The organism is Pseudomonas saudimassiliensis (assembly GCF_000939975.1).
GTDB lineage: Bacteria > Pseudomonadota > Gammaproteobacteria > Pseudomonadales > Pseudomonadaceae > Halopseudomonas > Halopseudomonas saudimassiliensis.
The window spans coordinates 1,881,402-1,905,952 of record NZ_LK391969.1; the positions used below are offsets into that span (position 1 = coordinate 1,881,402).

The following is a 24,551-nucleotide window of genomic DNA, read 5'->3' on the forward strand; positions in this document are numbered from 1 at the left end:
GTGTTGATGGATCATAAGCATAACCTGCTCAGGGCAGGTACAAGCGGAACTCGCCACCACCAAGCCGCCCGCCATTGCTCAGCTCGATATACCCGTGCCGACCGTCGCGTTGATGCAGCCGGGCGATGCACTGACCGAAATACAATCCCAGACCGGTGCTGCCCTGGGTGATATCCGCGTCACGGGTCCCGGTGCTGTAACGGCCGAGCATGTCGGTGGGGTAGCCCTGGCCATCGTCGCTGATGGCGATCAGCAGCTGATCCTCCTCGATCACCGCCGCATGCAGGTGAATGGCCGAGCGGGTATAGCGGATGGAGTTGTTGATCACGTTGGCAATCACCGAGCCGACCAGTTCCTCGTCCATGAAATGCAGCAGGTCGGGATCATCCAGGCTGTAGCTGCCGGTGATCTGGCGAGCCCGCAGGATTTCACTGTGCCGCGCCAGCTGGGCCTGCAGCAGGTCGTCCACCTCCACCCAGTCCGGGCGCAGCGGCAGGGCGTTGAGCTGCAGTTTGTACAGCCCGAGCATCTGCATGAGCATGCCATTGAGGCGCAGGGACTCGTATTCGATCACTCCGCGCTCGCCGGACTCGGCCAGCTCCGGCGGCAGTCGTTCCACCCATTGGGTCCAGCTCTGCATCAGCAGAGCCAGGGAGTTCTTCATGTCATGGACGGTGGACGCCAGCACCGTGGAAAAATCCAGGCCGTCGTGGTTATCGTCTTTCATAACTGCTCCAGCCGCTCGCGCAGCTTGCGGTAACGCTCGCGGCGGTGATCATTGATGGGCATGGCGGCCGCCTGCTGCAGGCAGCGTTCGCATTCGTCACGTAGTTCCGGAAGGGCGCGGGCACCGGCCAGGCGCAGCAGGGTCTGGGCGGTGTTCAGGGCGAAACTGATATTGCGCGGCTGGCTGGCCAGTGCCTGGCGAAATAGCTGCAGCGCCTCGGCGTATTGCTTCTGCTGATAGAGCGCAATGGCCTGGCGGTTCCATTCCAGCGCCTGGGAGCCCGCAGTGAGAAGCGCAGCATTGTCGGTATGCCGGGCAATCTCCGCCATGACGGCGAGATCGTCGCCGTACATCTCGACACTGGTCGCCAGCACGCTGTCGGCGGCATCGGCCTGGCCCAGGTCACGCAACTGTGCAGCCACCTGCAGGGCGGCGTCGCTATCGAAGAAGGACTCCAGCTGCGCGACTTCGGTGGCCACCTGCTCGGCCAGCCGCCGTGCTTCGGCGGCGTGCCCGCTCTTGTCCAGGGTCCGGGCGTGCATCAGGCGCGAGCGGATTGCCAGCGCCGGGTCATCGCGCCAGGTTTTGTCCAGCTCGCCCAGGGTCTGGCGAATTTCCGCCACTACCCGGTGGCCCAGCGCACCATCGCCCGCCTGGGCCGTCAGACTGGCGGCCAGATTCAGATGATTCTCGGGATTGCGAAACAGCGAGTTGCGCCCCAGGTCCACCGCTTGGCGAAAGGCCCGCGCGGCCTGCTCATGGTCCTGGTTGCGCTGGGCAACCTGCCCCATGCGCTGCTGGCGCTGCAGGGAGTTGGGGGAGATGCGCAGACCTTGCTGCAGATATTCCTGCGCCTCTTCCAGATTGCCCCGGGCCAGTTCGGTGGCGGCCAGCCCATCGTATAATGCCGGGATCAGCGGGAACTGGCGGATACCGTCCTGATAGAGCGCCAGGGCCTTGTCCCAGTGGCCGGTCTCGCGGCTGAGGTCAGCCAGGGCCACCAGCGCCCAGGGCAGCGGTCGTTCGCTGACCAGGGATTGGAGCAGCCGCTCCTGGTCCTGCCGCCGACCCAGCGCCGCCAGGGCGGCGACCTGCTGCCGCCGGCACTGCGGAGCGTAGCGCGGGTGGGCGGCGATGACCTTGGCGCACGCCTCCAGCACCGCCGGGTAATCACCCCGGGCTTCGGCCTCCAGTACCGGACGCAGGACCGCCTTGAGCGTGATCAGCTTGTCCAGCCGCTGCTGCAGGCTGGCCAGGTTGAAGGGCTTGGTCAGATAGCTGTCGGGCTCGCATTCCAGCGCCGCGATGACCATCGCCTGACTGCTTTCGGCGGAAATGATGATGAAGATGCAGTGCGGGCTGAGCAACTTGTCATGGTGCAGCTCCTCGAGGACCTGCTGGCCGTTCTTGCCCTTGCCCAGGTTGTAGTCATGCAGGATGACGTCGTAGCTGTGCTTGCGGCACAGCGCCAGCGCCTCTTCGCCATTGACCGCCGCATCGATATGGGCAACCCCCATCTGCCGCAGCATACCGGTCAACGCCGAGCGGAAATCGGTGAAATCATCCACGATGAGAAAGCGCTTGGTGTTGTATTCGATCATATTGCTATCCGCATCAATGCTTGGGCAGGTTGGCAGCCAATACATTGTAGCTGGACGGGGTGGTAAGTGGTGAGGCAAATGGCCATCACTCTGGCGAAGCAGATGCGCTGTGGATCAACGCAGCGGATACTTGTACCAGATGGGTGTACCCCGTTGCCTCCGGCGCGCAGTGGGCGCGCCAGAGGCGTGGATATCAGAGCGTAGCCAGCGGCGTCGCCCAGATGGTGGTCAGGCTGTCGACCAGGGGCTGGCTGGCGCCCTGGCTGCCGATGAACTGCAGCAATACCGGCGTGAACTCACTGACCTTGGCGGGGGCCATGCCCAGCCCCGCGAAGCGCTCGGCCACCTCAGTCATGCTCTGGATACCCGGCTCCACCGGCTGCTTGGCCAGCGGATTGGATTTGCCCAGCAAACCGCTCACAGCGCCAACCTGGCCAGCCAGACCACTGTCGGTCATGCCCCGCAAGGCAGGCACCGATTGCAACAACTGGGCGTAATCGGCGGCGGCCAGCTTGGTCTTGGCCAGGTCCAGCAGGGCGGTGGCGCCACCGACGGCCTGCCGGGAGTCGACGTTCAGGTCGGTCAGCCGGGTAACCAGCTCGGCCGAGCGGGCAGCGGCCGAGTCAGGGGCAGCGATGGCCGTGGTCAGTTTGGCGGCATCGCCAAGGCTGAAGGCTTGGGTTGTTCCCGCCACCAGGCTGAGCGCCAGGGCCAGGGTAACGCAGCAGGTCTTTTTCATTTTTCTTCATCTCATAATGTGGACGGCCGTCACTGGCCATACCCGCCGCTTCCAGTGCGGCAGGCGGCGGCGAGTTTACCGCATCTTGGGCGCGGCCGGTGCAGCGGCACCGGTCAGGCGCCAGCGCTTATACTGGGCCGATATTTTTAAGGAGAGCATGCAATGCAGACGACGGCAGTGACTGGCCCGCAGAGCCGATTCTTCCATTCGCGCGGGCTGCGCCTGCATTACCTGGATTGGGGTAATGCCGGGGCTCCGGTATTGATCCTGGTGCACGGGGGCCTGGAGCACGCGCGGGTATGGGACCAGCTGGCCCGCCAGTTGAGTGCGGACTGGCAGGTAGTGGTGCCGGACCTGCGCGGCCATGGTGACAGTGATTGGAGTAGCGGCGGCGCCTACGCCATTGCCGATATGGTGCCGGACCTCGCGGCCCTGGTTGTCGACCTGGGTGATCGCCCGGTGACCCTGGTGGCCCATTCGCTGGGCGGCAATATTGCCACGCATTACGCTGCGCTGTTTCCCGAGCGGGTCGAGCGACTGTGCGTTATTGAAGGCCTGGGCTCCTCGCCAGCGGTGCGGGCCAAGCGCGACGAAAAGCCCCGCCGTGAACAATTGCGGGACTGGGTGGACAAGGTCCGGGACCTGGATCAGCGCGGCCCCAGCAGCTACCCGAGCGTCGCGGCGGCGGCCGCCCGGTTGCTGGAACATGATCCGCTGCTGAGCCGGGAGCTGGCCGAATACGTCTGCGAGCACGGCATGCGGCCGACCGCCGATGGCCAGTGGCGCTGGAAGTATGACCACCTTGTCCGTGGTGCCGGCGCCGCGGAGGTCGCATCGGTGGAGCCCAGCGACCTGTGGCAGGCCATCCAATGCCCGGTGCTGCTGATGTACGGTGCCGGGAGCTGGGCTTCCAATCCAGAGCAGGACGGCCGCCTGCGGCATTTCGCTCGCGCCGAGGTGGTTACCGTGGAGCAGGCCGGCCATAACCTGCATCACCATCAGCCGGAGATGTTCATGGCGCACCTGCGCAGGTTTCTGGCGTAGCCGGGGCAATGCGCCCCGATGTACGAGCTGGTGCTCGAACACCCCAGGAAAACACGCGCTCGCCGGCCGGGCGCGTCGTTCCGGCGCGGGCCTGGGTGTTGACGTTCAGTGCGAGGTGCCCTCCACGAACCCGATCTTGTTGCCCACGTTGTACTTGCCCGAGGGCTTGTTCATCGGGATGCGTTTGACCTCCTCAAGGGTCTCGCTGTCGAGTACCAGCAGCGCGCCGTCTTCGTCCCAGATACTCAGCAGCAGGTAGCGGCCATCGCGGGTGAATTCGACATGGGCGGCATTCTTGCCAGGCACCGGGCGCAGGGTATGGGCCACTTCCAGGGTCTGCTTGTCGATCAGGTGGATGGCATCGTTGTTCGGGCCGAAGAACACATCGGTCCAGGCGTAGGGTGAGTGCTCGTGGCTGCGCATGAAGAAGCCGGGGCCTTCGGTGGGGATCTCCTTGATCAGCTTCCAGGTGTCCAGATCCAGCACCGAGATCAGCCCCTGGCTGATGTTGGGCGTGGCGAATACCCATTTGCCGTCGCGCTGCCAGTAGATGCCCGACCCGAGGTGCGGCATGCCGGGCAGGGGGATATCGGTCAGCGTCTTGCCGGTATCCAGGTCGATCACCTGGCCGCCCTTGGCCTTGCGTGAGGTGGCCAGCAGGTAGCGGTAGTCGGGGGTGAAGGAGAAGTCGTCCAGGTAATCCGCGGCGATGATCCGCCGGGGCGTGAAGTCCGGCGTGCCGGCGTAGGACAGCTCCCAGACCTCCTGCACATCCTTCAGCGCGACCACGAAGCTGTCCCGCTGGGGCGCGGTATAGACGGCGCTGACCCGCGATGGCGTACCGTCGCTGCCGGTTGCGGCAATGGGTTTGACCAGGGTCAGGTCACGGGCATCCAGCACCACCAGGTTGCCTGGCAGGTAGTTGCCGACCAGCACCCAGCGACCATCATTGCTGACCGCCAGGTTCCGGGTGTTCAGGCCCGCGCGCACCTCGGCGACCATGGTCAGGTTATGCAGGTCGTACTTGCTGATCCAGCCATCCCGGGAGGCGAAGTAGACGAAACGGCCATCCGGCGAGAACTTGGGCCCGCCGTGCAGGGCGAAGTGGGACTGGAAGCGCGCCAGCTCCTCGAAAGTGTCGCCATCAAGGATACGCACATGGTGATTGCCGGCCTCGACCACGACGAACAGGTTGAGCGGATCGGCGCCGTGCTGGGGGCTATCCGGCAGCTGGGTGAGGTCGGCCAGCTGGCGGTGGCTGGCGCGGATATCGGCTGCGGTCCAGGTGGGCGGTACTTCTGCAGCGGTGTACAGGTAGCTGACCAGGGCGTCGATCTGCCCGGCGTCCAGCACCTGGCCGTAGGCGGCCATCTGGCTGGCCGGGCGGCCATGTTGGATCACCTTGCGCACTTCCTCGGGCTTGATCCGGCCCAGGCTCTCCGGCAGCAACGCCGGTCCGGTACCGCCGAGGCGGTCGAGGCCGTGGCAACTCTGGCACTGGGTCTGATACAGGGTGGCAACGTCGGTAACACTGGAGGCGTCGGCCAGCGCCGCCAGCGGCAATACCGCGCCCAATAGCAATGTGGATATCAGCCGCATACCCGGGCCTCCCGTGCGCTGGCGACTGGCGCCGGGCTAAGCCGCGCCGGGTAACTCAGTGCTTGCCCGGCGAACAGCCCCACCACCCGGCCGATGACGGTCAGGGTCGGTGCGCTCAACTGATGGTCACGGGCCAGCCGCTCCAGTTGCTGCAAGTTTCCGCGTACCACCTGCTGGTCATCCCGGGTGCCGTTGCCGATCAGCGCGGCGGGGGTGTCGGCGGGCAGGCCGGCGGCGATCAACTGGCGGGAAATCTCGCCGAGGCTGGCCAGCCCCATGTAGAACACCAGGGTCTGGCCACCGCTGGCCAGGCTCTGCCAGGGCAGGGTCAGGGCGCCGTCCTGCTGCAGGTGGCCGGTGATGAACTGGCAGGATTGGGCCAGGTCGCGGTGGGTCAGCGGGATGCCGGCATAGGTACTGCAGCCGGAGGCTGCGGTGATGCCCGGCACCACCTGGCAATCAATCCCCTGGGCCAACAGGAATTCGAGCTCCTCGGCGCCGCGGCCGAAGATGAAGGGATCGCCACCCTTGAGCCGCACCACCCGCTGGTTCTGCAGTGCCAGGTCCACCAGTAGCTGGTTGATCTGCTCCTGGGGCAGGCTGTGGAACCCACTGGTCTTGCCGACGAAGCGGCGATCGCAGCCGGCCGGCAACAGGGCGAGCAGGGCCGGGCTGACCAGGCGGTCATAGACCACCACGTCGGCCTGCTGCAACAGGCTCCAGGCGCGCAGGGTGAGCAGGCCGGGGTCGCCGGGGCCGGCGCCGACCAGGGCCACTTCGCCAGGTGTGAAGCTGGCCCGCAGGGCGGCGGGGAAGCAGTCGATGTCATGCATGTTCATACACCACTTGGCAGGGGATGAGGGGACTGTGCGCCAGGCCGATTTCGCTGTCGCTCAGGTAGCAACCGGGGTCCTCGCCCCAGAGATCGCCGGTGGCCCAGGCCCGGGTGCGGGTGTTGCCGTTGCAGATCGCCAGCCACTGGCATTCGCCACAGCGGCCGCCTACCGCCCGGGGATGCTGGCGCAGCTGGGCGAGCAATGGGTCGGGGTTATCCAGCCAGATGTCCCGGAAGCTGCGCTGGCGGATATTGCCGACGGTGTGTTGCCACCAGTAGGTATCCGGATGCACGTTGCCGATGTTGTCGATGTTGGCGATGCCGCTGCCGGAGGCGTTGCCACCCCAGGCCCGCAACATCTGCTCCAGCCGGGCGGCATGCTGAGGGATACGCCGCTGCGCCCACTGCAGCAGCAGGATGGCGTCGGCGTCGTTGTTGCCAGTGACGAAGTCGGTATCACGCCCCTGCTGCACATCCGCCCAGGCCTGCTCGAACAGCTGTTCCAGCACATCGCGGGTCATCTGGTGATGGGCGTCGGCCTTGCGGCTGCGTTTGCCGCGACCGCTGTAGTTCAGGTGCGAGAGATAGAACTTCTGCACGTCATGGTCCCGCATCAGCGCCAACAGCGCCGGCAGCTGCGGGTAGTTGTACTGGGTCAGGGTGGTGCGCAGCCCGACCCGTATGCCCCGGGCGCGGCACAGGTCGATGGCCTGCATGGAGGCGGCAAAGCTGCCCTTGAGCTGGCGCCACTCGTCATGCACGGCCTCCAGCCCGTCGATGCTGATGCCCACGTAGTCATAGCGGGCGGCGGCCACCTGCTCGATATTGGCCTGGGTGATCAGGGTGCCGTTGGTCGACAGGGCGACGAAAAAGCCCCTGTCCCTGGCGTAGTCCGAGAGCTGGAAGATGTCCTCGCGCAGCAGCGGCTCGCCGCCGGACAGGATCAGGACGCGCACACCGGCAGCATGCAGATCGTCGATGACCCGCAGGGCTTCGGTGGTATCGAGTTCGTCGCGAAATTCGCTGTCGGCGGAGGTGGCGTAGCAATGCTTGCAGGTGAGGTTGCAGCGCCGCAGCAGGTTCCAGATCACCACCGGGGGGCGGACCCCGGGGGCGCCGCGGGCGCCCAGGACCCGCAGCTCGGGGTTGTGCAGGGCGCGCAGGTAGTGGCTTATTCTAAGCATGGCGTTCTCTCCAGAGGCGTGGCGGGGCGGCTGGTGCGGGCCAGGCGCAGGCCGGTCTTCTTCAGGATGCGACTGCTGACCAGCATGTCGTCGGCGCGGCAGGCGCTGCCGAGCAGCTGGCGGATGCGTTCGCGATCGGCGTGGATGTCTTCGGCGCTGCGGCCATGGACCATGGCGAACAGGTTGTAGCGCCAGCCGTCCCGGCGGGGCCGGCGGTAGCAGTGGCTGACAAAGGGCTGGGCACCGATCAGCGGGCCCAACTCGGCCATGCGGTCATCGTCCACATCCCAGACGGTCATGCCGTTATGGCGGTAGCCGAGGCGGTAATGGTTGGGCACGGCGGCGATGCGGCGGATGGTGCCGGCAGCCTGCAGCCGTTGCAGCAGCGCCAGGGTCTGTTCGCTGCTCAGGCCCAGGCGCTCGGCCAGCCAGGCCCAGGGGTCGGCCACCAGCGGCAGGCCGGCCTGGGTGAGGGCGATCAGCCGGCTGGTCAGCTCCGGGTCAGACGGGCAGGTGCAGGCCGACATGGTAGGTCTCCTCCTTGGGCAGGTTGAGCACTGGCAGTCCGGTCAGGGACTCGATGTGCCGGAGGGTGGCGGTGACTGCCTGCGGGGTATCGCAGGCCAGCACGAACCACATGTTCCAGGCATGTTCCCGGCGGTAATTGTGGGCCACTTCCGGCAGGGCGTTCAGCTGCTCGGCGACGGCGTCGAAACGTGGCTCGGGCACTGCCAGGGCGGCGAGGGTGAAGGCGCCGCCGACACGCTCGATATCGAACATGGGGCCAAAGCGGGTCAGGGTGCCGTCATCCAGCAATGCCTGGACTCGCACGCGCAGCTGCTCGGGTGGACTGCCCAACTCATCGGCCAAAGCTTCCCAGGGCTGCGGCACCAGGGGCAAACCCCGTTGCAGGCGGTTGATCAGGCGCCGGTCCAGGTCATCCATGCAGCACCTCCGGGGTGCTCGCCGGGGTAAAGCGCCCGCCGCGCTGCTTGAAGGCGCGGGTGCTGAACAATACCCGATGGGATGTGTGCGTCAGCCCGTGCTCGGCCAGCAGTGCGGTGATATGGGTCTGCACCGCAGCCCGCTCCCGGCCATGGACCATGCAGAACAGATTGAATGGCCAATGCGGCAGCCGGCGCGGGCGCTGGTAGCAGAGGGTCACGCCCGGGGCGCAGCCCAACTGCTGGCCGACCGCATCGACCTGCTGATCGGGAATATCCAGCACCAGCATGGCATTGGCCCGAAAGCCCAAGGTGCGGTGGTGGACGACCAGCCCGAAGCGGCGAAACAGGCCCTCGGTGTTCCATTGGTGGGCCTGCTCAAGCACCGCCTGTTCGCTGGCGCCGATCTGCTCGGCCAGCGCCTGCCAGGGTCGTGCGGTCAGCGGCAGGCCTTGCTCCAGCAGGCGTCGCAGGAGGGTGCGCTGGTGATTGTCCAGGCTGCTCACAAGGCGCCCTCCAGGGAAAAGCCCAGGTCGATGCGATAGGCGCGGCGCATGGGCAGGTCCAGTGGCGTCAGGCCCGTGGCCTGCTCGATGTCCTCCAGGCAGCGCTCCAGGGTCTGGCGATCCGGCCCGGTGAGGACGAACCAGAGGTTGTAGTCGTGTTCACGCAGGTAGTTGTGGTTGACCTCGGGGTAGCGGTTGACCTGTTCGGCGACCTGTTCCAGGCGTTCGGGCGGCACCGCCAGGGCGACCAGGGTGCTGGCACCGGCGCGGCTGTGTTCGAACACCGGGCCAACGCGGGACAGTACCCCCGCCCGGTCCAGCCAGCCCAGGCGGTCGAGCACCTCGGCCTCGCTGCAGCCCAGTTCCTCGGCCATGGCCTGCCAGGGCTCGGCGCAGATCGGCAGGTGATGCTGGTAGCCTTCGATCAGGCGGTGGCTAAGCTCATCCAGTTGCATGGTAAGTCCTTGTATTGAAACGGCTTGGCTACAATCCGGTGATATGGGCACGGCTGCTGAAGAAGATGCCGCTGGGGCTGTCCGCCGGCAGGCTGGCCATCCTGGTCAGCGTGTATGGGTCCCAGACCTGGACTTCGCCGCCGTCGCGTACCGACAGCCAGAGCTGGTCGCCGCGGGAGGTGAACTCCATGTGCAGGACCGCCGGCCCGGGTTCCAGGGTGGCGATGATCTGGTGGGTTTCGCTGTCGATTACCTGCACCTGATGGTTGTCCGGGTGGGCGAAGTTGACCCAGATCTGCCGGGCATCCGGGCGGGCCATGACGAAGATCGGCTGGCCGGCGACATCGATGGCGCCGGTCTGCTGCCAGCTGCTGCTATCCATCACCAGCACCTGATGCCGGCCCACCGCAGGCACGAAGGCCTGGTCGCCGGCCAGGGTCCAGCCCTCCAGGTGGGGCATCTTGTACACCGGCAATTTCTGTTCGCCGCGGCCGTAATCGTCGAGGATCCGCTCGACACCCCGCTCCGGGTGCCAGAGATCGATCTTGGCCATGCCGTCCTCGCCGAACAGGCCGGCGATGTAATAACGGCCCTCCGGGGTCAGCAGGGCATCGTAGGGCTGGTTGCCGATGTTCTCGAAGCGGGTGACAAGCGGCTCATGGCCCTGGCTGAAATCCAGCAGCCAGGTTTCGCCGGTGTCGAACAGGCTGTAGATGAAGCGGTTGCCGGGCACATCGGTCACCCCCACCACCCGGGCGTTGCGACTGCCGTCGGCCATCGGCGTGGCCGGAATATCGGCCACCAGCTCCAGGGTGACGGCGTCGAATACCTTGACGCCGCCCGGCTCGTAGTTGCCCACGGCGATCAGGCTGCCATCGCTGCTGATGGCGCCGCCGATGCTGTTGCCGCCCTGGATGATGCGCTTGTCGATCTGTTGCAGCAGCAAGTCGACCTTGGTCAAACCGCCGTCCCGACCGAATACATAGGCGTAGCGCTGGTCCCGGGAGAACACCACCGAGGCGTGGGACAGATCGCCCAGCCCGTCAATGCGTGCCAGGTGGGTGCGGGTGCTGCTTTCGACCAGTTGCAGGGTGCCGGTGGCGCGTTCCACCACCACTCCCAAGTCCCCGGTGCCTCGCAGGGGCAAGGGCGTGGCGGAGTTGGCGCAGCCGCCGAGCAGCGCAACGGCGGCCAGTGCGGGCAGGAGCAGTTGTTTCATGGCTGGGGGTATCCTTCAAGCAGCCGGTCGACCAGCCAGGCGATGTCCTGCTCATCCAGCAGGGCCTTCCAGCCGGGCATGGCGGTACCGGGGCGGCCGTGGGTGACGGTGGCGATGAGGCTGTCACGGGGTTTGCCGGCCAGTGCCGCGCGGGTCAGGGCCGGGCCCAGGCCACCGGTCATGCGCAGACCGTGGCAGGAGCCGCAGTCCTGCAGCAGCAGGTTGGCCAGTTGCTGCTGGCGCTCGGCTGTTGGCGACCCCGCGCCGGCAGCGGTGGCCACCAGCAGCGTAGCGATCAGCAGCAGGAGGCGAGAACAACGCACCGATACAGCCATCAATTTCCCCATCAGCCTTGGATCTGGTCCGTGATCGCATTATGTGGCGGTGCTGCAAGGGATAATTTGACCGCGGTCAGGTCGCGCTGCGACATATTGCCCCCGGACGGTCACGGCCGGCCGGCGGATGTGGCGGCTGGTCCGGGAGCCTGCAGCTGGCTATCCTGTGCTGACAGTCACCAAGGGAGATGTGCCATGAAAGCGGTAGGTTATACCGAGCAGTTGCCGATCGATAACGAACAGGCCTTGATTGATCTGACGTTACCCAAGCCCGAGCCGACCGGCCGCGATCTGCTGGTGCGCGTGCAGGCGGTCTCGGTCAACCCGCGGGACATCAAGAGCCGCCAGGTCTTCAGCGCGTCGCCGGCCGAGCCGCGGGTGCTGGGCTATGATGCCGCCGGTGTGGTCGAGGCGGTCGGCCCGCAGGTCAGCCTGTTCCAGCCCGGCGATCCGGTGTTCTATGCCGGCGAGCTGCAGCGCCAGGGCTCCAATGCCGAATGGCAGTTGGTGGACGAGCGTATCGTCGGACACCGGCCGCGCAGCCTGGCGCCGGCGGCCGCCGCCTCGGTGCCGCTGGTCATGCTGACGGCCTTCGAGATGCTGTTCGACCGCCTCGGCATGCCGCAACAGTCAACCGAGCGGGCGCCGACGCTACTGGTACTTGGCGGTGCGGGTGGGGTGCCGTCGGCGGCCATCCAGCTGGCGCGTCAGGCCGGCGCCCAGGTCATCGCCACCGCTTCCCGTGCCGAAAGCGCCCAGTGGGTGCGGGACATGGGAGCGCACCACGTCATCGACCACAGCAAACCGCTGGTGGCCCAGATTCTCGAGCTGGGCATTGGTCTGGTCGACTTCGCCTTTTCCACCCACACCACTGCCGAGGCCTGGGCTGCGCTGGCCGAGATCATGGCGCCGCAGGGCCGGCTCGGCATCATCGATGACCCCGAGCCCGTGGATCTGCGGCTGTTCAAGGCCAAGAGTATTTCCATCCATTGGGAGTCGATGTTTACCCGGTCGATGTTCCAGACGGCGGACATGCAGCGCCAACATGAGATTCTCAACCGCATCGCCGACCTGCTCGATCAGGGGCAGCTGCAGCCGCTGGATAAACAGCACCTGGGGCTGATCAATGCGGCCAATCTGCGCCAGGCCCACCAGTTGATCGAAGGTGGCCACACCATCGGCAAGATCGTACTGGAAGGTTTCTGAGGGCTCGTCACCCGTCCCGGGTTGGCTGGATGGCATATCGCTATCTACACTGACGATAGTTTACCGGACCGACGGGTGCGCTTCCCGGCTTGGGAGCCTGTGGTAGTATTCCGCCATTTTTCCAGCGCCAGAAAAATGACCGGGAGCCAGCCCGTGTTCATCGGGGGGCACCATGGATTACCAACAGGTCTTCGAACGATCACCTGCACCGGCTGTGCTACTCAGCCGTGGCCTGCAGGTTCTTGCCTGCAATAACGCCTTCGAGCGGATGTTGGCGTTGCCGCAGCAGGCGATGCTCGGCCAGACCCTGTTCCATCTTTTCCCAGGCTCGGAGGATTCGCGGCGGATCTTGCAACAGTCCTTGCAGCACGTCCTCGATGCCAGGGTGGCGCATCAGATTCCGCTGCTCGAATATCCGATGCCCGCGGCTGCCCGGAGTGACTGCGAATACTGGTCGTTTCATAACACGCCGCTGATGGAAGAGGGGGAGGTGGGTGCGATTCTCTGCCAGCCCCTGAACCTGTCCGCACTGGTACAGATCGAACCCGGTGCCCAGCAGGAACTCAGCCAGCCTACGGGCGCCTTGCTGCTGGATCTGCTCACGGCACTCGAGGCCGAGCGGGAACGCTTCGACCAATTATTCCAGCAGGCCCCCGGCTTTATCTGCATCCTGCGCGGGCCAGATCACGTCTTCGAATTGGCCAACGATGCCTATTACCAGCTGATCGGGCACCGGCACATCATCGGCCAGGTGCTGGCGGATGTGCTGCCGGAGGTGATCGAGCAGGGTTTTCTGGACAAGCTCGATCGCGTCTACCGGACCGGCGAGCCCTTCATCGGCCGCGCCGTGCCTATCGAACTGCAGCGGGTGGCGGATGGACCGCTGGAAGAGCGCTTCATCGACCTGACCTACCAGCCGATCAACGATGCCAGCGGCAAGCCGTCCGGTATCTTCGTGCTTGGCCATGACGTCACCGAGGCCCACCGGCTGTCCCAGGAGGTGACCTTCCAGGCCGCCCACGATGCCCTGACCGGATTGCGCAATCGTCGGGAAGTTGCCCGGCAGATGGCCGAGCTGGAACAGGCGGGGGGCTCCCACGCCCTGGTCTATCTGGATCTGGATCACTTCAAGATCATCAACGATCGGTGCGGTCATCGGGCCGGGGACAAGCTGCTGACCGAGGTAGCGCAACTGCTGCGCCAGCACGCGGAGGAAGATGACACCCTGGCCCGGCTGGGCGGTGATGAGTTCGCCATGGTGCTGCGCAATTGCGGGCTCGACGGCGCCCGACGGCGGGCTCAGCAGGTGTGTGATGCCATCCGGCAGTTGCCCTTTCCCTGGCAGGGCCGGCGTTACACCGTGACCTGCAGCGCCGGTGTGGCCTGCTTCGGCAGCGAGGCCGCCGTGACCTTCAGCGACGGGCTGGGCCTGGCCGATGCGGCCTGTTTCCTGGCCAAGGAGAAGGGCCGTAACCAGGTCGTGGTCGGCCAGCCCAGTGATGAGGAAGTGCGCCGCCGTCAGCAGGACATGGACTGGACCGACCGCCTGCGCGAGGCCATGCGCGAGGATCGGGTCGTCCTGTTCGGGCAGCGCTTCGACAACCTCAGCGGCGCGGCGCGGGAGGAGGGCATGATCTGCTGCGAGGTGCTGGCCCGGCTGCGGGGAGTCGATGGCGAGCTCATTCCGCCAGGGGCATTCATCCCCGCCGCGGAGCGTTACGGGCTGATTGGCGAGCTGGACCGGCACATCATCCACAAGGCGTTTTCCACGCTCCAGCAGCTGCACCCGGCCCAGCGCCAACGTACCCGCTATTTCATCAATGTGTCCGGGTTGACCCTGGGTAGCCGGGGGTTCGTGGAATACGTGTTGTCGACGCTGGCCCGGTTTCCCGATGTCGAGCCGGGCAATGTCTGCTTTGAAGTGACCGAGACGGCGGCGATCAGCAGTCTCACGACCACCGCCGGGCTATTGGGCGAGCTGGTCGGGCGTGGGTTCCAGGTGGCGCTGGATGATTTCGGCAGCGGCATGTCGTCCTTCGCCTACCTGCAGCACCTGCCGGTGCAGTACCTGAAGATCGATGGCGAATTCATCAAGGGGATTCGCAACCCGCCGGCGGGCGGGGTGATTGTCGAGTCGGTGATCCAGGTGGCCCGGGCGTTCAATATCCGGACCATTGCCGAGTCGGTGGAGTGGTCGGATCTGGTGCCGGTATTGCGGGATGCCGGCGCCGATTACGGGCAGGGTTTTGCCCTGCACCGCCCGCAACCATTGCCACTCTGAGCGGTGATCAGCCCGCGGCGCTGGCCGGCGCCGGGTGGGCGAGCAGCCAGTCCAGGGCTTCTGCCCACACCGGCTGGCAGTCGCTGCGGAAATACCCCATATGGCCGATCGGCGGATTGCCGGCGGGCGGGGTTATATCCCGGATGGTCTGCGGTGCGCCACTGTAACCCTCGGCAAAGGCATCGCGGGAGCGCGGCGGCGCCCAGGGGTCGTCGGTGGAGGTGACCAGCGCCAGGGGTGTGCGCACTGCTGCGTACAGCGGTTTCACCCAGGCCATGGTCGGATCATCGAAATAGTAACGCGGAAAGCCACACCAGCGCTTCCAGTCGCGGTACACGCCCAGCGGCAGGTCATCGCCCATGCCCAGCAGGCTCCAGGCCATATAACCTTTCCAGGCGACGATGGGCGGCATGAGCAGATGCCAGAACAGTCGGATCTTCAGCGCCTCGCCCTTGGGCATCCAGCCGGCCCAACCCGCGCCGGTACCGAAGGTGTAGCAGGCCGCCAGCCGATCATGGTTGGGCAACAGGCCGATGGCGTGGCCACCGAAGGAGTGACCGACCCAATACAGCGGCAGCGGCTCCCGGGCCAGCAGCTCCACCGCCGCAGCCAGATCCTGCTGCGACCAGTCCAGGTAAGACATCTCGAAGCCCTTCAGCGAGGCGGGTTGCGATTCGCCGCAGCCGCGGTAGTCGATGGTCAGCACATTCAACCCGCGCTGGGCCGCGTATTCGGCAAAACGCCGGTAGAACCGCTGGGGCACGCCGGTACCGCCGGCCACCAGCAGGTTGCCATGGGCCTGCCCCTGGGCCGGATACCGGTAGGCGGTCAGGGCGTAGCCATCGCTGGCAAGGATGCTGAGTTTGTCGCGTTGGGCCTGCGTGGCCGGCGCCTGGGTAGCCGCATTCATAGCTGTCGTTCCGTTTGTTGTGATTGTCAAACGACCGTTTGATTGCCCTACGCTAAACCAACTCCCGCCATTTGGCTACCCGTGCGCCGGGATCACAGGGCTTGCAGGAAGGCTTCCAGCGCCGCCAGCTGTTGGCGGTCCAGGTTCAACGGCACCAGCAATTCCGAGGTCTGCGGAAAATGCGGATCGTCGGCCTGGTCGGGCCGTGGCTTAGGGCGGGGCATGCCGGCGTTGTACATGTTCAATACGCCGTTCAGGGGGAACAGGCCGTTGTGCATCCAGGGGCCGGTGCGGCCCACCTGGCGCAGGCTGGGGGTGCGGAACTTGCCGATGTCGGCGGGGTTGCCGGTGACCTCCTGGCGGCCCCAGTCCTCGAACCGGTCGCGGCCATAATAGGTCAGCCCGAGATTATGGAACCGGCGATCGCTGAGCGCCGCGCCGTGGTGGCAGGTCATGCAGTGGCCTTGGGTGCGGAACAGGTGCAGGCCCTCTATCTGCTGATCGGTCAGCGCCTGCTTGTTGCCACGCAGAAAGCTGTCCAGGCTGCTGCGCTGGGGCAGCAGCCTGCGTTGGAAGTCGGCCAGCGCCAGGCCCAGCTGCTCCCGGGTGATGGGGCCAGCGCCAAACACCGCGGCAAATTCCGCGACATAGGACCCATCTGCATTCAGCCGTTCGAGCAGTTCGGGCACGGTGAAGGCCATTTCCAGCGGATCTTCAATAGGGTGCATGCTCTGCTCTTCCAGCGTCTTGCTACGGCCATCCCAGAAGAACGGGCCAAGCAGGGCAACGGTGGTCACCGACGGTGAGTTGCGTCGGCCCACCAGGCGGTCATGGCCGAAGGAAAAGCGTCGGCCGTCGGCAAAATTCTCCGACGGTTCATGGCACGAAGCGCAGGCGATCTGGCCGGAGCGTGACAGCTTGGGATCAAGGAACAGCGTCTCGCCAAGTGCCGCCCGCTGGGGCGAGTAGGTGCCCTGGGCCAGCCACTCGGCGCGGGTGGGCAGCGGGGCCAGTTCCTGCCAGGGGCCGTCGCCCATGATGGTGGGCTTGGGCCATTGCGCTATTGGCTGCTCGTAGATGGCCCGCAGACAGCTTCCGCGCTCCGGTTGCCCGGCACAGGGTTCGGCGCTGGCGGATAACGTCACCCAGCCCAGCAGCACGGCGGCAAGGCCCCATTGCAGTAATACCGGCCGTAACATCAGAAACGATACCCCACTTCCACCATGAATTGTCGGCCCACTTCATAGCCGGTGCTGTTCTTGTGGGCGGTACTGGCAATGCGTTTGTTCAGCAGGTTGGTTACGTCCAGGTTGACGAAGGCGGCCTGCTTGCGGGTGAAGGGCTTTTCCCAGCTGATGCGGGTGTCCCAGGTCAGGGTCGAGCCGTAATCCTGCTCCATCCATTCACGCAGTTGCTCACCCTGGTATTCAACAAACTGGCCGGTCTGGGCGACGCGACGATAGCCGCTGCGGTGCCGGAAGAAGTTGGTCCAGCTCAGATTCCACTCGGGGATCACCGTGGTGGTCGCCAGGCGTACCGTCCAGGGGCGGTTGTAGTTGTCCGCCGGCCGCTCGGAATAACGCATGGCACTGCCGTCATAGATGATCAGCGGGTCATCGACCCAGAGCATGCCGATACTGCTGGTGTAGTCATTGAGTCCCGAACTGTTGATATCGCTCCAGTCGAGAGCCAGGTCGAAGGTCGTCCAGCTGCTGCCGAGGTGCAGCGGCAACATGGGACTGATGGTCAGCGACCAGATTTCGCTGTCGCTCTGACCGCCGTTGTAATAGGTGTAGTAGTTGGATTTCAGCTGATCGGGGTCTTCCGATGGCTGGCCGATCTGCGAGCCCCAGGCGCGGGAGACCTGATCGCGGGCCTTGCGCTCGACGTACTTCAGCGTAAAGCGGGTGCTCCAGCGGATATGGCTGAGCGCGAGGGACAGTTCATCGTTGTAAGGGATATCCAGCTGGCTGAACCGGCTGCCGGCCGGAGCGCGTTCACCGGCGACCCAGGGCGCGTCCTGATCTTCCCGACTGTAGCTGACTTCCATCTGCTCCAGGGATTCGCGCAGGCGATAGGTATAGAGATTGCGGCCGTAGTAACGGTTGGCGCCGGCGGTGACCAGGGTGTTGCCGTTGCCCAGCACATCCAGCTCGGCAGCAAAGCGTGGCGAGACGGTGGTCTGGTCCATGTAGTTGTCGCTGTCGATACGCATGCCGGGGCGCAGGCTGAGGCGCTTGTATTGCATGTCGTCCTGCAGGTAGAGCGCCCATTGCCGGGTGCTGAACTCCACCTCGCCGGCTTCCAGCATGCTGTATTGCGTCATGTACTGGCCGGGCCAGCCGGTGATGGTATCGCCGACGGAGCACCAGGGATCGTCGGCAGCACACTGATCGGTGGGCTGCAGGTGAACAAAGGAGTTGCTGTAGAAGGGCGACAGCCGTTCGAAGCCTACCGTGTTGTGCTCCAGGGCGATACCGGTCTGCAGGCGGTGGCTGAGCGGACCGGTATGTACCGTGTTCCAGTGAATATCGGCCTGGTAAGCCAGGCTTTGCTGGGTCTGTTCGATGTCGCCCATACCGCCTTCGGAGGCGATATTGTTGCTGCTCCAGTTCTTCGACTCGGACGGGCGCCAGACACGCATATAGTCGGCGTCCGAGTCACGTGAGTTCTGCTGATCGCTCCAGCCCAGCTTCTGGCTGATCAGGCCGATGGGGGATTTCCAGTCCAGGGTCAGCTGGAAGGCCTCGCCGCCCGCCCGGGTGACGCGATAGGAATTCACGGCGTTGCTGCCGAAGCCCCGGTCCTCTTCCGGCGCGTGGGTGAGCGAGCCGCTCAGGCGCAGGTCGGGGTTGATATCCCAGACGGCCTTGAGAAAGTAGTTATCGATCTGCAGCTCCCGATCCTGCTGCTGGTTGGCTTCGGGGGTATCGTGAGTCAGGCCGAAAGTGCGGGTGGGAATAGTGGACTGCTTGCGCGAGAAGCTACCCAGCAGGCCGAAGTTGTCGGTCAGATAGCCTTCCAGCGTTGCGCGGGTGATGAGCTTGTCGAATTCCGGCTGGTTGCCGGTGCCCAAAGCGGCCTCGAACTCGTCCAGGTCGGGATCGTTTTCATCCAGATGGTATTCAGTCCACTCGGAGCGGGACATCTGCACTGAAAGCTTGCCGGACAGCTCGCGTTTCGGGTCGCGGGTCCTGGCGTCCACCACCCCACCGTTGAAGCCACCGAAGGAGGCCGGCACGTTGCTGTCATGCACGATGATGCTATCCAGCAGATCGGTATCGATGGCCAGGCCCTGGCTGCGGCCGGGCAGCTCGCTGGCATTATTGGCGGTGTTGCCCGGGTCAAGATCATTGTTCATGCCCATGCCATCCAGGGTGAACAGGTTCTGCCAATGGGGCTGGCCGTTGATGCTGATATTGGCCGGGGAAATTTCCCCCGGGGTCTTGCTGTTGAGCTGGCTGTTGTCGAACTGCACCGCCGGATTGGTGCGCAGCAGGCTGGTGATATCGCCATTGCCGGCAGGCATCTTCTCGATCTGCTCGCGATCCACCTCGCGGGAGCCTTCGTAGTTCTTGCGCTGGCCCTTGACCAGCACATCGCCGAGCTTCAGCGAGGCGGCATCATCGGCCGCGGTGGCTGGCAATACCAGACAGAGTGACAAGGCGAGCGGGGGCACAGCGAAGACAGCTGAATGACGGCGAGGCACAGGGAACTCCATCCAGGACACAGGAAACCTCGGCGGCGCACTCTTGTGATTATGCCGCCGGGCATGGCTAAAGGCGGATGAGAATTATATATAAATGCTAATGATTATCAACAAGAAAGCAGCCGGTGCCGTCATGGGGTACCATGGGACGCCATGGTTATTGGAGTCTGTCCTTGTTCAGTGATCTATCAATCGAATTTGACGAGCTTGGCATGCACCTCGACGTGCCCTTCGTGCCGACCGGCGAGGGCGTCATTCGCGCCATGCTGGAATTGGGCGGGGTGGATGCCAGCGATGTGCTGTACGACCTGGGCTCCGGTGACGGCCGCATCGTGGTGGCCGCGGCCCGGGACTTTGGCGCCCAAGCGGTGGGCGTGGAAATCGACTCGGGCCGCGTGGCATTGGCGCAGGCCTACGCCGAAGAGGTGGGCGTAGCGGACCGGGTGTGCTTTCTCGAGGATGACCTGCTGGAAGTGGATATTTCCCCGGCCAGCGTGGTGACCATGTTCCTGCTGCCCCATATCAACCTGGCGCTGCGGCCCAGGCTGCTGACCGAGCTGCGGCCCGGAACCCGTATCGTCTCCCACACCTTCGACATGGGCGACTGGCAGCCGGACCAGCGGATTCCCGCCAAGTACGACAGCATCTTCCTGTGGGTGATACCGGCCAGGGTCGCGGGCGTCTGGCACTGGCAGACGGCGGAAGGCAGGCATTACCAGGTTGAGCTTGAGCAACGTTATCAGCAGCTGTCCGGAGAAGTCTGGGTAGATGACCAGCTCGCCGAGCTGGAAGCCGCCCGGCTGTGGGGCGACCTGCTGGAGCTCGTAGTGCTTCACGAAGGCGACTATGAGCCCGAATCGATCATCCTGCATTGCCGGGATGACCGGTTGGTGGTGGTGAGTGAGAACCAGCAGGGTGCGGTGGCGCGAAGAGTAGGGAGCTGCAAACAGGCACCTACCGGATAGGAGGGGCGACCTCGGCCACCCCCAGCACGAGCCAGCCGCCCTCGCTGAGGCGATTCACTGTGAAGCGCTTCGGGCCGCATCAGGGGGAACAAATAGAAGCTTCAAGGGCTGCTGGCTCCAGCACGACCAGGCTACGATAGCTGACCTCAATGAACCCTTGCTCCTCCCACACTTTCAACACTTTATTCACGCTTTGCCGGGAGACTCCGAGCATCTGTCCAAGATCCTCCTGAGACACGTGCAGCGTAATGTTCTCGCCAAGCGTCAGTTGCGTAATCTCTGCACGAAAAAGCTCCAGCATTGTGCTGGCGAGTCTTGCCGGCAACGGCTGAATGGCGTTTTCATCCATACGTTCAAGTGTGGCTTTGTAACGCAAGCCCATCAGTCTCAGAAATTCCAACAGAAATTCCGGACGATGGTCGACGATCGTATGAAACGTCTGGGCTGGTACTACCAGAAGCTCAGTTTCAAGAACCGCAAAGGCATCGTGGATGCGGTTCTCTCCGGTAAAAACGGATGCTTCGCCAAACCAATGGCCTGGCGTTGCTATGTTAAGCAGCGATTCACGCCCGTTCGCTCCGGTAACGCATAGTCGGATTCCACCTGACTCTACGCAGAACAAGGCAGTTGGCGGCGAGCCCCGGTGAAAGAGTCGTTGTTTCTTTACCAGGTGCTGTTTCTTCGCATGTGTCTTCAGCAGCGCATCAAGTTCAGGGCTCAAAGAGCCGAACGAGTGAGCTGCTGAGATGGGAATGGGAACTGGCCTCAACGAGAAATCGCCTCCTTCAGGAGCTCTCTACGTGCATTCAAGAACTCGGATTGAGCATAGGGCAGATCGGGGTTCTCTTCTTCGACAATGTGTTTGAAGCGGTCCCTGAGCAGGTCGTGTACCTCATTGGTTGGAAATATGTAGAAATTATCCTGTTCGATACTTCTGAAGGTTATTTCCGCCACCTCAGCGGCCGTCAGCGAACCATTATTGAGGTTGTTCTGGGATAATGCCGCAGTTGCCATCTGGGAGCGAGTCGGTTCATTGCTATTTGTCAGCTCTGCCGGCCGGACGCGGTGGCACTGGCCGATGTTCGTGGTGACATAGGAGGGGCAGAGCACAGCAGTTCGTACCTGCTCAGTGACCAGACCCAGATCGTGATACAGGCATTCGGACAGCGCCACTACGGCATGTTTGGACACGCTGTAGATGCCCATGGCGGGACCGGTCAGCAGGCCTGCCAGAGAAGCGGTGTTAACGATGCAACCCTGGTAGGCTGGATTGGCTGCGGCAGCGGTTAGCATTCGTGGGGTGAAGGCGCGGATGCCATTGGCTACGCCTTTCACGTTTACCCCAAGGAGCCAGTCCCAATCCTTGTCGGTACTTTCCCAGATAAGCCCGCCGCTGGCCACGCCAGCGTTGTTGAACATTAAATTGACCGGACCGAAATGCGCTTCTGCACGCTCGGCCAACATCTCAACGGCCGCCGCATCGGCGACATCCAGAACCACGCCAATCGCCTCGGCGTTCAGCGCTCGGAGTTGTTCCAAGGTCTGCTCCAAAGCTTCCGCCTGTACATCCGCCAGTACCACTTTCATACCGCGGCTGACCGCGACATGTGCCAGGGCCTGACCCAGTCCGGAACCGCCACCGGTGATCACCGCAACGCCGTCTTTGAAGTTTTTCATGCTGCTTCGCTCCCAATGTACAGGCTTGCCATCAAGGCAGCCTCAGTAGGTGTAGCTAAAAATCGGATCGGTAAGATCCACAGTCGGCAGGACTCGTTTTTCGTATTCATAATCCTGGCTGTGCTGCCACTCTGGTTTGTCGCCGCGCCTGGGCAGGCGATGCAGGCTACGCAGGAGGTAACCGGGATTGAGCGCTTCTGTGTCAACCCAGGGCATCAGGGTCATTCCAGCATCCTCCGGGCGCAGGGCTGGCATTACGCTTTTAGCACCGGTGCGCTGCATATGTCCGAGCACCTGGCAGATGAAATTGCCGATCAACTCGACCCGAAGAGTCCAGCTGTAAAAGCCATAGCCGTAGACCCAGGCCATGTTTGGCACCCCCGTGAACATGATCCCTCTATAACCGACAGTGTCGGCAAATCTCACCGGGGCGCCGTCGACGGTGAAGGGAATTTCCCCCATCACTGACATCTCGAATCCGGTGGCCGCAATCACTACATCGCAGTCGATCCGTTGACCTGATTGCAGCTGAATGCCGTTCTCGTCAAACGTCTCAATGTGGTCGGTGATTACCTTGGCCTTACCGGCGCTGATGGCCTTGAACAGATCTGCCTCAGGCACGAAGGCCACTCGTTGCTGCAGCGGTTTGTAGGGTGGGGTGAAATGCCGCTCGGTATTGAAATCATCCGGCAGGCAGGCTCTGACGCCGTCGATAAGCTGCTGTTTGATTCGCTCAGGGTCATTGCGCGCGTGCTCCAGCAGTATCGCCCGGTCGCGGACAGCCTTCCTGCGCATGATTTCGTGGATCCAAGCGGCGTCTATATCGAGCTTGCGCAGTTCATCAACCAGCGCATCGGCATTGCGGCCGGCGGCGAAATAGGTTGGTGTGCGTTGCAGCATAGTGACCTGGCGGCATTGGTCAGCCAGAGCAGGAACCAGCGTGGCGGCGGTTGCACCGGATCCGATCACTACGACGTCTTTGCCGGTCAGGTCCGTGTTTTCAGGCCAGTGTTGCGGATGGATGACTTCGCCCTGGAATTGCTGCAGACCCGGCCATTCGGGGATATATCCCTGAGCGTGCTGGTAGTAACCCTGGCACATCCAGAGAAAGCCTGCGCGAATGGGCAGCATTTTCCGGTCCTCGCCCGTACTGACCTGCAACGTCCAGCAATTGTCCTCGCCCGACCAATCGGCCGACTCTACGCGCTGCCGGTAACGGATATGAGGTGCCAGGTCAGCATCTTCTATGGCTGATCCCAGATACTGCAGAATTTGCTCGCGTGAGGCGATCGGCTTGCCCGTCCAGCATTTGAAATGGTAACCGAACGTGAACAGATCGCTGTCCGAACGGGTGCCTGGGTATTTGTGAATCAGCCACGTGCCGCCATAGGATTCCAGAGCTTCCAGGATTACGAAACTCAAGTTGGGGTGCTGCTCGCGCAGCATGCTGGCGCAGCCGATCCCGGAAATACCGGCACCAACGATAACGACGTCGAAGTGTTCCACAGCATCCGTGTGGGTGGGCTTGGTCGAAAGCATCTGAGTCTCCAGTTTGCATGCATCGGGCACGTTCAATGCGGCAAGTATGGAAGGAGCTTCGAATCAAGAATGTCGCATTATGGCAATTCGGGCTGACCGATATGAATCGCACCGGCTCGACACAATGAATACCTGGCAGGTGGGCATGTTCGTTTCAGGCAGCCCGCCACTGCTGACGGGCCATCCGCAGGCCGGGTTATTACTGGGCCGGACGCTTCAGGCTGAAGCGATAGTCATGCCGCTCCAGCGGGCCATCCAGTCCGACCTGGTAGGTATCCACCAGCACCTGATCATCATCCATCACCGTCAGTACGCGGAACATCGGCACGTGGTGGTTTTCGTCCGGAATCTTGGTGCGTTCCAGCGCAGGGATATGCAGGTGGTGCACGCCGTCGATCTGTTTGGAATGCTCGGTGCGCTCCAGATCCATGTGCAGGTCGCCGGAGATCATGGCGATCAGGTTGGCTTGGGCGCTGACCTCGGCGAAGCCGGGGTGATGGATGCCCTTGTCGGCGCGTTCGGGGAAGGTGCCCGCTGGGGCGCCATGCACCACCAGCAACACCGGTTTGGGATGCAGCTGCTGAATCTGCTGCTTCACCCAGGCCACGCCCTCGTCATGAAAATCCCGGCCCTCGTCCGGCGAAGCCATCACCAGTGCCACCTGCTCGAACTCCATGACATAGCGGGGACCGGCGATCTCGGCCTTGCCCTGGTTCCAGCGCTGGGCATATTCCAGGTAACGCTCGACGCTGGAGCCGTGTTCCTCATTGCCCATGATCGGGTAGAAGGGCAGGGTCAGGCGTTGCAGCACGGGGGTGACGGCCTCGTATTGCAGTTCGGTGCCCTTGTGGGCGATATCACCGACGCCGATGACAAAATCCAGGTCCAGGGTGTCGGTCAGGTGGTTGACGTGGCCGACGGCGGCGGCCAGGCCGGGGAATTCCGCCTTGGGCTTGGGCTCGGCATCCCCGAGAATGGCAAAGCGCAGCACCGGCTCGGCGGCGCTGGCCAGCGGTGCGGCCAATACGCTGCCGAGCAGCAGGCAGGTGGATAACAGGGTGCGGAGTTTCATAGGG

General features: G+C 63.9%; 23 protein-coding genes. 4 read left to right on the forward strand and 19 right to left on the reverse strand.

Going from position 1 to position 24,551, the window contains the following annotated elements; translation table 11 throughout:
- Positions 1-28: 28 nt before the first annotated feature.
- The 3 genes from VG99_RS08705 to VG99_RS15515 form a co-directional block, all read right to left on the reverse strand.
- Positions 29-727, reverse strand: coding sequence for a sensor histidine kinase (locus VG99_RS08705; RefSeq protein WP_044499401.1), 699 nt, complete (start codon positions 725-727; stop codon positions 29-31).
- Positions 724-2,328, reverse strand: a complete 1,605-nt coding sequence (locus VG99_RS08710; protein ID WP_044499402.1) for a response regulator — start codon at positions 2,326-2,328, stop codon at positions 724-726. Before VG99_RS08710 ends, VG99_RS08705 begins: the two co-directional genes overlap by 4 nt.
- 193 nt (positions 2,329-2,521) lie before the next feature.
- Positions 2,522-3,067: a DUF2780 domain-containing protein gene (locus VG99_RS15515; protein ID WP_052508750.1), complete on the reverse strand. Its 546-nt coding sequence runs from the start codon at positions 3,065-3,067 to the stop codon at positions 2,522-2,524.
- 162 nt (positions 3,068-3,229) lie between these two features.
- Between VG99_RS15515 and VG99_RS08720 the strand changes: the two genes are divergently transcribed.
- Positions 3,230-4,111, forward strand: a complete 882-nt coding sequence (locus tag VG99_RS08720) for an alpha/beta fold hydrolase (RefSeq protein ID WP_044499403.1) — start codon at positions 3,230-3,232, stop codon at positions 4,109-4,111.
- 105 nt (positions 4,112-4,216) lie between these two features.
- Here the strand turns inward: VG99_RS08720 and VG99_RS08725 are convergent, their stop codons facing one another.
- The 9 genes from VG99_RS08725 to VG99_RS08765 are packed head-to-tail and all read right to left on the reverse strand — an operon-like array spanning position 4,217 to position 11,158.
- Complete coding sequence (locus VG99_RS08725) at positions 4,217-5,710, reverse strand: nitrite reductase (RefSeq protein ID WP_044499404.1); 1,494 nt, start codon at positions 5,708-5,710, stop codon at positions 4,217-4,219.
- Positions 5,701-6,543, reverse strand: coding sequence for a uroporphyrinogen-III C-methyltransferase (cobA, locus tag VG99_RS08730; RefSeq protein WP_044499405.1), 843 nt, complete (start codon positions 6,541-6,543; stop codon positions 5,701-5,703). The genes VG99_RS08725 and cobA overlap by 10 nt, the downstream gene beginning before the upstream one ends.
- The gene (nirJ, locus tag VG99_RS08735) at positions 6,536-7,729 is read right to left on the reverse strand and encodes a heme d1 biosynthesis radical SAM protein NirJ (protein WP_044499406.1); all 1,194 of its coding nucleotides are present in this window, start codon (positions 7,727-7,729) and stop codon (positions 6,536-6,538) included. Before nirJ ends, cobA begins: the two co-directional genes overlap by 8 nt.
- A complete protein-coding gene (gene ahbB / locus VG99_RS08740) occupies positions 7,717-8,256 on the reverse strand; it encodes a siroheme decarboxylase subunit beta (protein WP_044499407.1) in 540 nt (179 codons plus the stop codon). Before ahbB (VG99_RS08740) ends, nirJ begins: the two co-directional genes overlap by 13 nt.
- On the reverse strand, positions 8,231-8,674 hold the full coding sequence (locus VG99_RS08745) for an Lrp/AsnC family transcriptional regulator (protein ID WP_044499408.1): 444 nt from the start codon (positions 8,672-8,674) through the stop codon (positions 8,231-8,233). The genes ahbB (VG99_RS08740) and VG99_RS08745 overlap by 26 nt, the downstream gene beginning before the upstream one ends.
- Positions 8,667-9,179: a siroheme decarboxylase subunit beta gene (gene ahbB, locus VG99_RS08750; RefSeq protein ID WP_044499409.1), complete on the reverse strand. Its 513-nt coding sequence runs from the start codon at positions 9,177-9,179 to the stop codon at positions 8,667-8,669. Before ahbB (VG99_RS08750) ends, VG99_RS08745 begins: the two co-directional genes overlap by 8 nt.
- Positions 9,176-9,634, reverse strand: a complete 459-nt coding sequence (locus VG99_RS08755; protein ID WP_044499411.1) for an Lrp/AsnC family transcriptional regulator — start codon at positions 9,632-9,634, stop codon at positions 9,176-9,178. Before VG99_RS08755 ends, ahbB (VG99_RS08750) begins: the two co-directional genes overlap by 4 nt.
- 28 nt (positions 9,635-9,662) lie before the next feature.
- The gene (locus tag VG99_RS08760; protein WP_044499412.1) at positions 9,663-10,853 is read right to left on the reverse strand and encodes a cytochrome D1 domain-containing protein; all 1,191 of its coding nucleotides are present in this window, start codon (positions 10,851-10,853) and stop codon (positions 9,663-9,665) included.
- Positions 10,850-11,158: a c-type cytochrome gene (locus tag VG99_RS08765; RefSeq protein ID WP_420848293.1), complete on the reverse strand. Its 309-nt coding sequence runs from the start codon at positions 11,156-11,158 to the stop codon at positions 10,850-10,852. The genes VG99_RS08760 and VG99_RS08765 overlap by 4 nt, the downstream gene beginning before the upstream one ends.
- Before the next feature lie 225 nt (positions 11,159-11,383).
- Between VG99_RS08765 and VG99_RS08770 the strand changes: the two genes are divergently transcribed.
- Together VG99_RS08770 and VG99_RS08775 are read left to right on the forward strand one after the other, a co-directional pair.
- The gene (locus VG99_RS08770) at positions 11,384-12,394 is read left to right on the forward strand and encodes a zinc-binding alcohol dehydrogenase family protein (RefSeq protein ID WP_044499416.1); all 1,011 of its coding nucleotides are present in this window, start codon (positions 11,384-11,386) and stop codon (positions 12,392-12,394) included.
- A gap of 172 nt (positions 12,395-12,566) precedes the next feature.
- Positions 12,567-14,675, forward strand: coding sequence for a putative bifunctional diguanylate cyclase/phosphodiesterase (locus VG99_RS08775; protein WP_052508751.1), 2,109 nt, complete (start codon positions 12,567-12,569; stop codon positions 14,673-14,675).
- Between the two features lie 7 nt (positions 14,676-14,682).
- Here VG99_RS08775 and VG99_RS08780 read toward each other — a convergent pair whose 3' ends face one another.
- From VG99_RS08780 to VG99_RS08790, 3 genes are all read right to left on the reverse strand, one after another.
- The gene (locus VG99_RS08780) at positions 14,683-15,585 is read right to left on the reverse strand and encodes an alpha/beta hydrolase family protein (protein WP_044499417.1); all 903 of its coding nucleotides are present in this window, start codon (positions 15,583-15,585) and stop codon (positions 14,683-14,685) included.
- Positions 15,586-15,677: 92 nt separating this feature from the next.
- The gene (locus VG99_RS08785; RefSeq protein ID WP_052508752.1) at positions 15,678-16,784 is read right to left on the reverse strand and encodes a cytochrome-c peroxidase; all 1,107 of its coding nucleotides are present in this window, start codon (positions 16,782-16,784) and stop codon (positions 15,678-15,680) included.
- Positions 16,784-19,294 carry a TonB-dependent receptor plug domain-containing protein gene (locus VG99_RS08790; protein WP_158023899.1) on the reverse strand — a complete coding sequence of 837 codons (2,511 nt, stop codon included), beginning with the start codon at positions 19,292-19,294 and terminating at the stop codon, positions 16,784-16,786. Before VG99_RS08790 ends, VG99_RS08785 begins: the two co-directional genes overlap by 1 nt.
- A gap of 212 nt (positions 19,295-19,506) precedes the next feature.
- On the opposite strand from VG99_RS08790, the gene VG99_RS08795 reads away from it, so the two are divergent.
- On the forward strand, positions 19,507-20,259 hold the full coding sequence (locus tag VG99_RS08795) for a class I SAM-dependent methyltransferase (protein ID WP_158023900.1): 753 nt from the start codon (positions 19,507-19,509) through the stop codon (positions 20,257-20,259).
- Positions 20,260-20,338: 79 nt separating this feature from the next.
- On the opposite strand, the gene VG99_RS08800 is transcribed toward VG99_RS08795, so the two are convergent.
- The 4 genes from VG99_RS08800 to VG99_RS08815 form a co-directional block, all read right to left on the reverse strand.
- Entirely contained in the window at positions 20,339-20,980 is a 642-nt protein-coding gene (locus VG99_RS08800) for a Crp/Fnr family transcriptional regulator (RefSeq protein ID WP_158023901.1), read from the reverse strand.
- A gap of 44 nt (positions 20,981-21,024) precedes the next feature.
- A complete protein-coding gene (locus tag VG99_RS08805; protein ID WP_044499418.1) occupies positions 21,025-21,936 on the reverse strand; it encodes an SDR family oxidoreductase in 912 nt (303 codons plus the stop codon).
- 42 nt (positions 21,937-21,978) lie between these two features.
- The gene (locus tag VG99_RS08810) at positions 21,979-23,475 is read right to left on the reverse strand and encodes a flavin-containing monooxygenase (protein WP_044499420.1); all 1,497 of its coding nucleotides are present in this window, start codon (positions 23,473-23,475) and stop codon (positions 21,979-21,981) included.
- A gap of 199 nt (positions 23,476-23,674) precedes the next feature.
- Entirely contained in the window at positions 23,675-24,547 is an 873-nt protein-coding gene (locus VG99_RS08815) for a metallophosphoesterase family protein (RefSeq protein WP_044499421.1), read from the reverse strand.
- Positions 24,548-24,551 lie beyond the last annotated feature (4 nt).

Excerpts from the sequence above, each read along its gene's own strand:
- VG99_RS08705 (WP_044499401.1), bottom strand. The coding sequence starts at position 727 with ATGAAAGACGATAACCACGACGGCCTGGATTTTTCCACGGTGCTGGCG.
- VG99_RS08710 (WP_044499402.1), bottom strand. The coding sequence starts at position 2,328 with ATGATCGAATACAACACCAAGCGCTTTCTCATCGTGGATGATTTCACC.
- VG99_RS15515 (WP_052508750.1), bottom strand. The coding sequence starts at position 3,067 with ATGAAAAAGACCTGCTGCGTTACCCTGGCCCTGGCGCTCAGCCTGGTG.
- VG99_RS08720 (WP_044499403.1), top strand. The coding sequence starts at position 3,230 with ATGCAGACGACGGCAGTGACTGGCCCGCAGAGCCGATTCTTCCATTCG.
- VG99_RS08725 (WP_044499404.1), bottom strand. The coding sequence starts at position 5,710 with ATGCGGCTGATATCCACATTGCTATTGGGCGCGGTATTGCCGCTGGCG.
- cobA (WP_044499405.1), bottom strand. The coding sequence starts at position 6,543 with ATGCATGACATCGACTGCTTCCCCGCCGCCCTGCGGGCCAGCTTCACA.
- nirJ (WP_044499406.1), bottom strand. The coding sequence starts at position 7,729 with ATGCTTAGAATAAGCCACTACCTGCGCGCCCTGCACAACCCCGAGCTG.
- ahbB (WP_044499407.1), bottom strand. The coding sequence starts at position 8,256 with ATGTCGGCCTGCACCTGCCCGTCTGACCCGGAGCTGACCAGCCGGCTG.
- VG99_RS08745 (WP_044499408.1), bottom strand. The coding sequence starts at position 8,674 with ATGGATGACCTGGACCGGCGCCTGATCAACCGCCTGCAACGGGGTTTG.
- VG99_RS08755 (WP_044499411.1), bottom strand. The coding sequence starts at position 9,634 with ATGCAACTGGATGAGCTTAGCCACCGCCTGATCGAAGGCTACCAGCAT.
- VG99_RS08760 (WP_044499412.1), bottom strand. The coding sequence starts at position 10,853 with ATGAAACAACTGCTCCTGCCCGCACTGGCCGCCGTTGCGCTGCTCGGC.
- VG99_RS08770 (WP_044499416.1), top strand. The coding sequence starts at position 11,384 with ATGAAAGCGGTAGGTTATACCGAGCAGTTGCCGATCGATAACGAACAG.
- VG99_RS08775 (WP_052508751.1), top strand. The coding sequence starts at position 12,567 with ATGGATTACCAACAGGTCTTCGAACGATCACCTGCACCGGCTGTGCTA.
- VG99_RS08780 (WP_044499417.1), bottom strand. The coding sequence starts at position 15,585 with ATGAATGCGGCTACCCAGGCGCCGGCCACGCAGGCCCAACGCGACAAA.
- VG99_RS08785 (WP_052508752.1), bottom strand. The coding sequence starts at position 16,784 with ATGTTACGGCCGGTATTACTGCAATGGGGCCTTGCCGCCGTGCTGCTG.
- VG99_RS08795 (WP_158023900.1), top strand. The coding sequence starts at position 19,507 with ATGCACCTCGACGTGCCCTTCGTGCCGACCGGCGAGGGCGTCATTCGC.
- VG99_RS08805 (WP_044499418.1), bottom strand. The coding sequence starts at position 21,936 with ATGAAAAACTTCAAAGACGGCGTTGCGGTGATCACCGGTGGCGGTTCC.
- VG99_RS08810 (WP_044499420.1), bottom strand. The coding sequence starts at position 23,475 with ATGCTTTCGACCAAGCCCACCCACACGGATGCTGTGGAACACTTCGAC.
- VG99_RS08815 (WP_044499421.1), bottom strand. The coding sequence starts at position 24,547 with ATGAAACTCCGCACCCTGTTATCCACCTGCCTGCTGCTCGGCAGCGTA.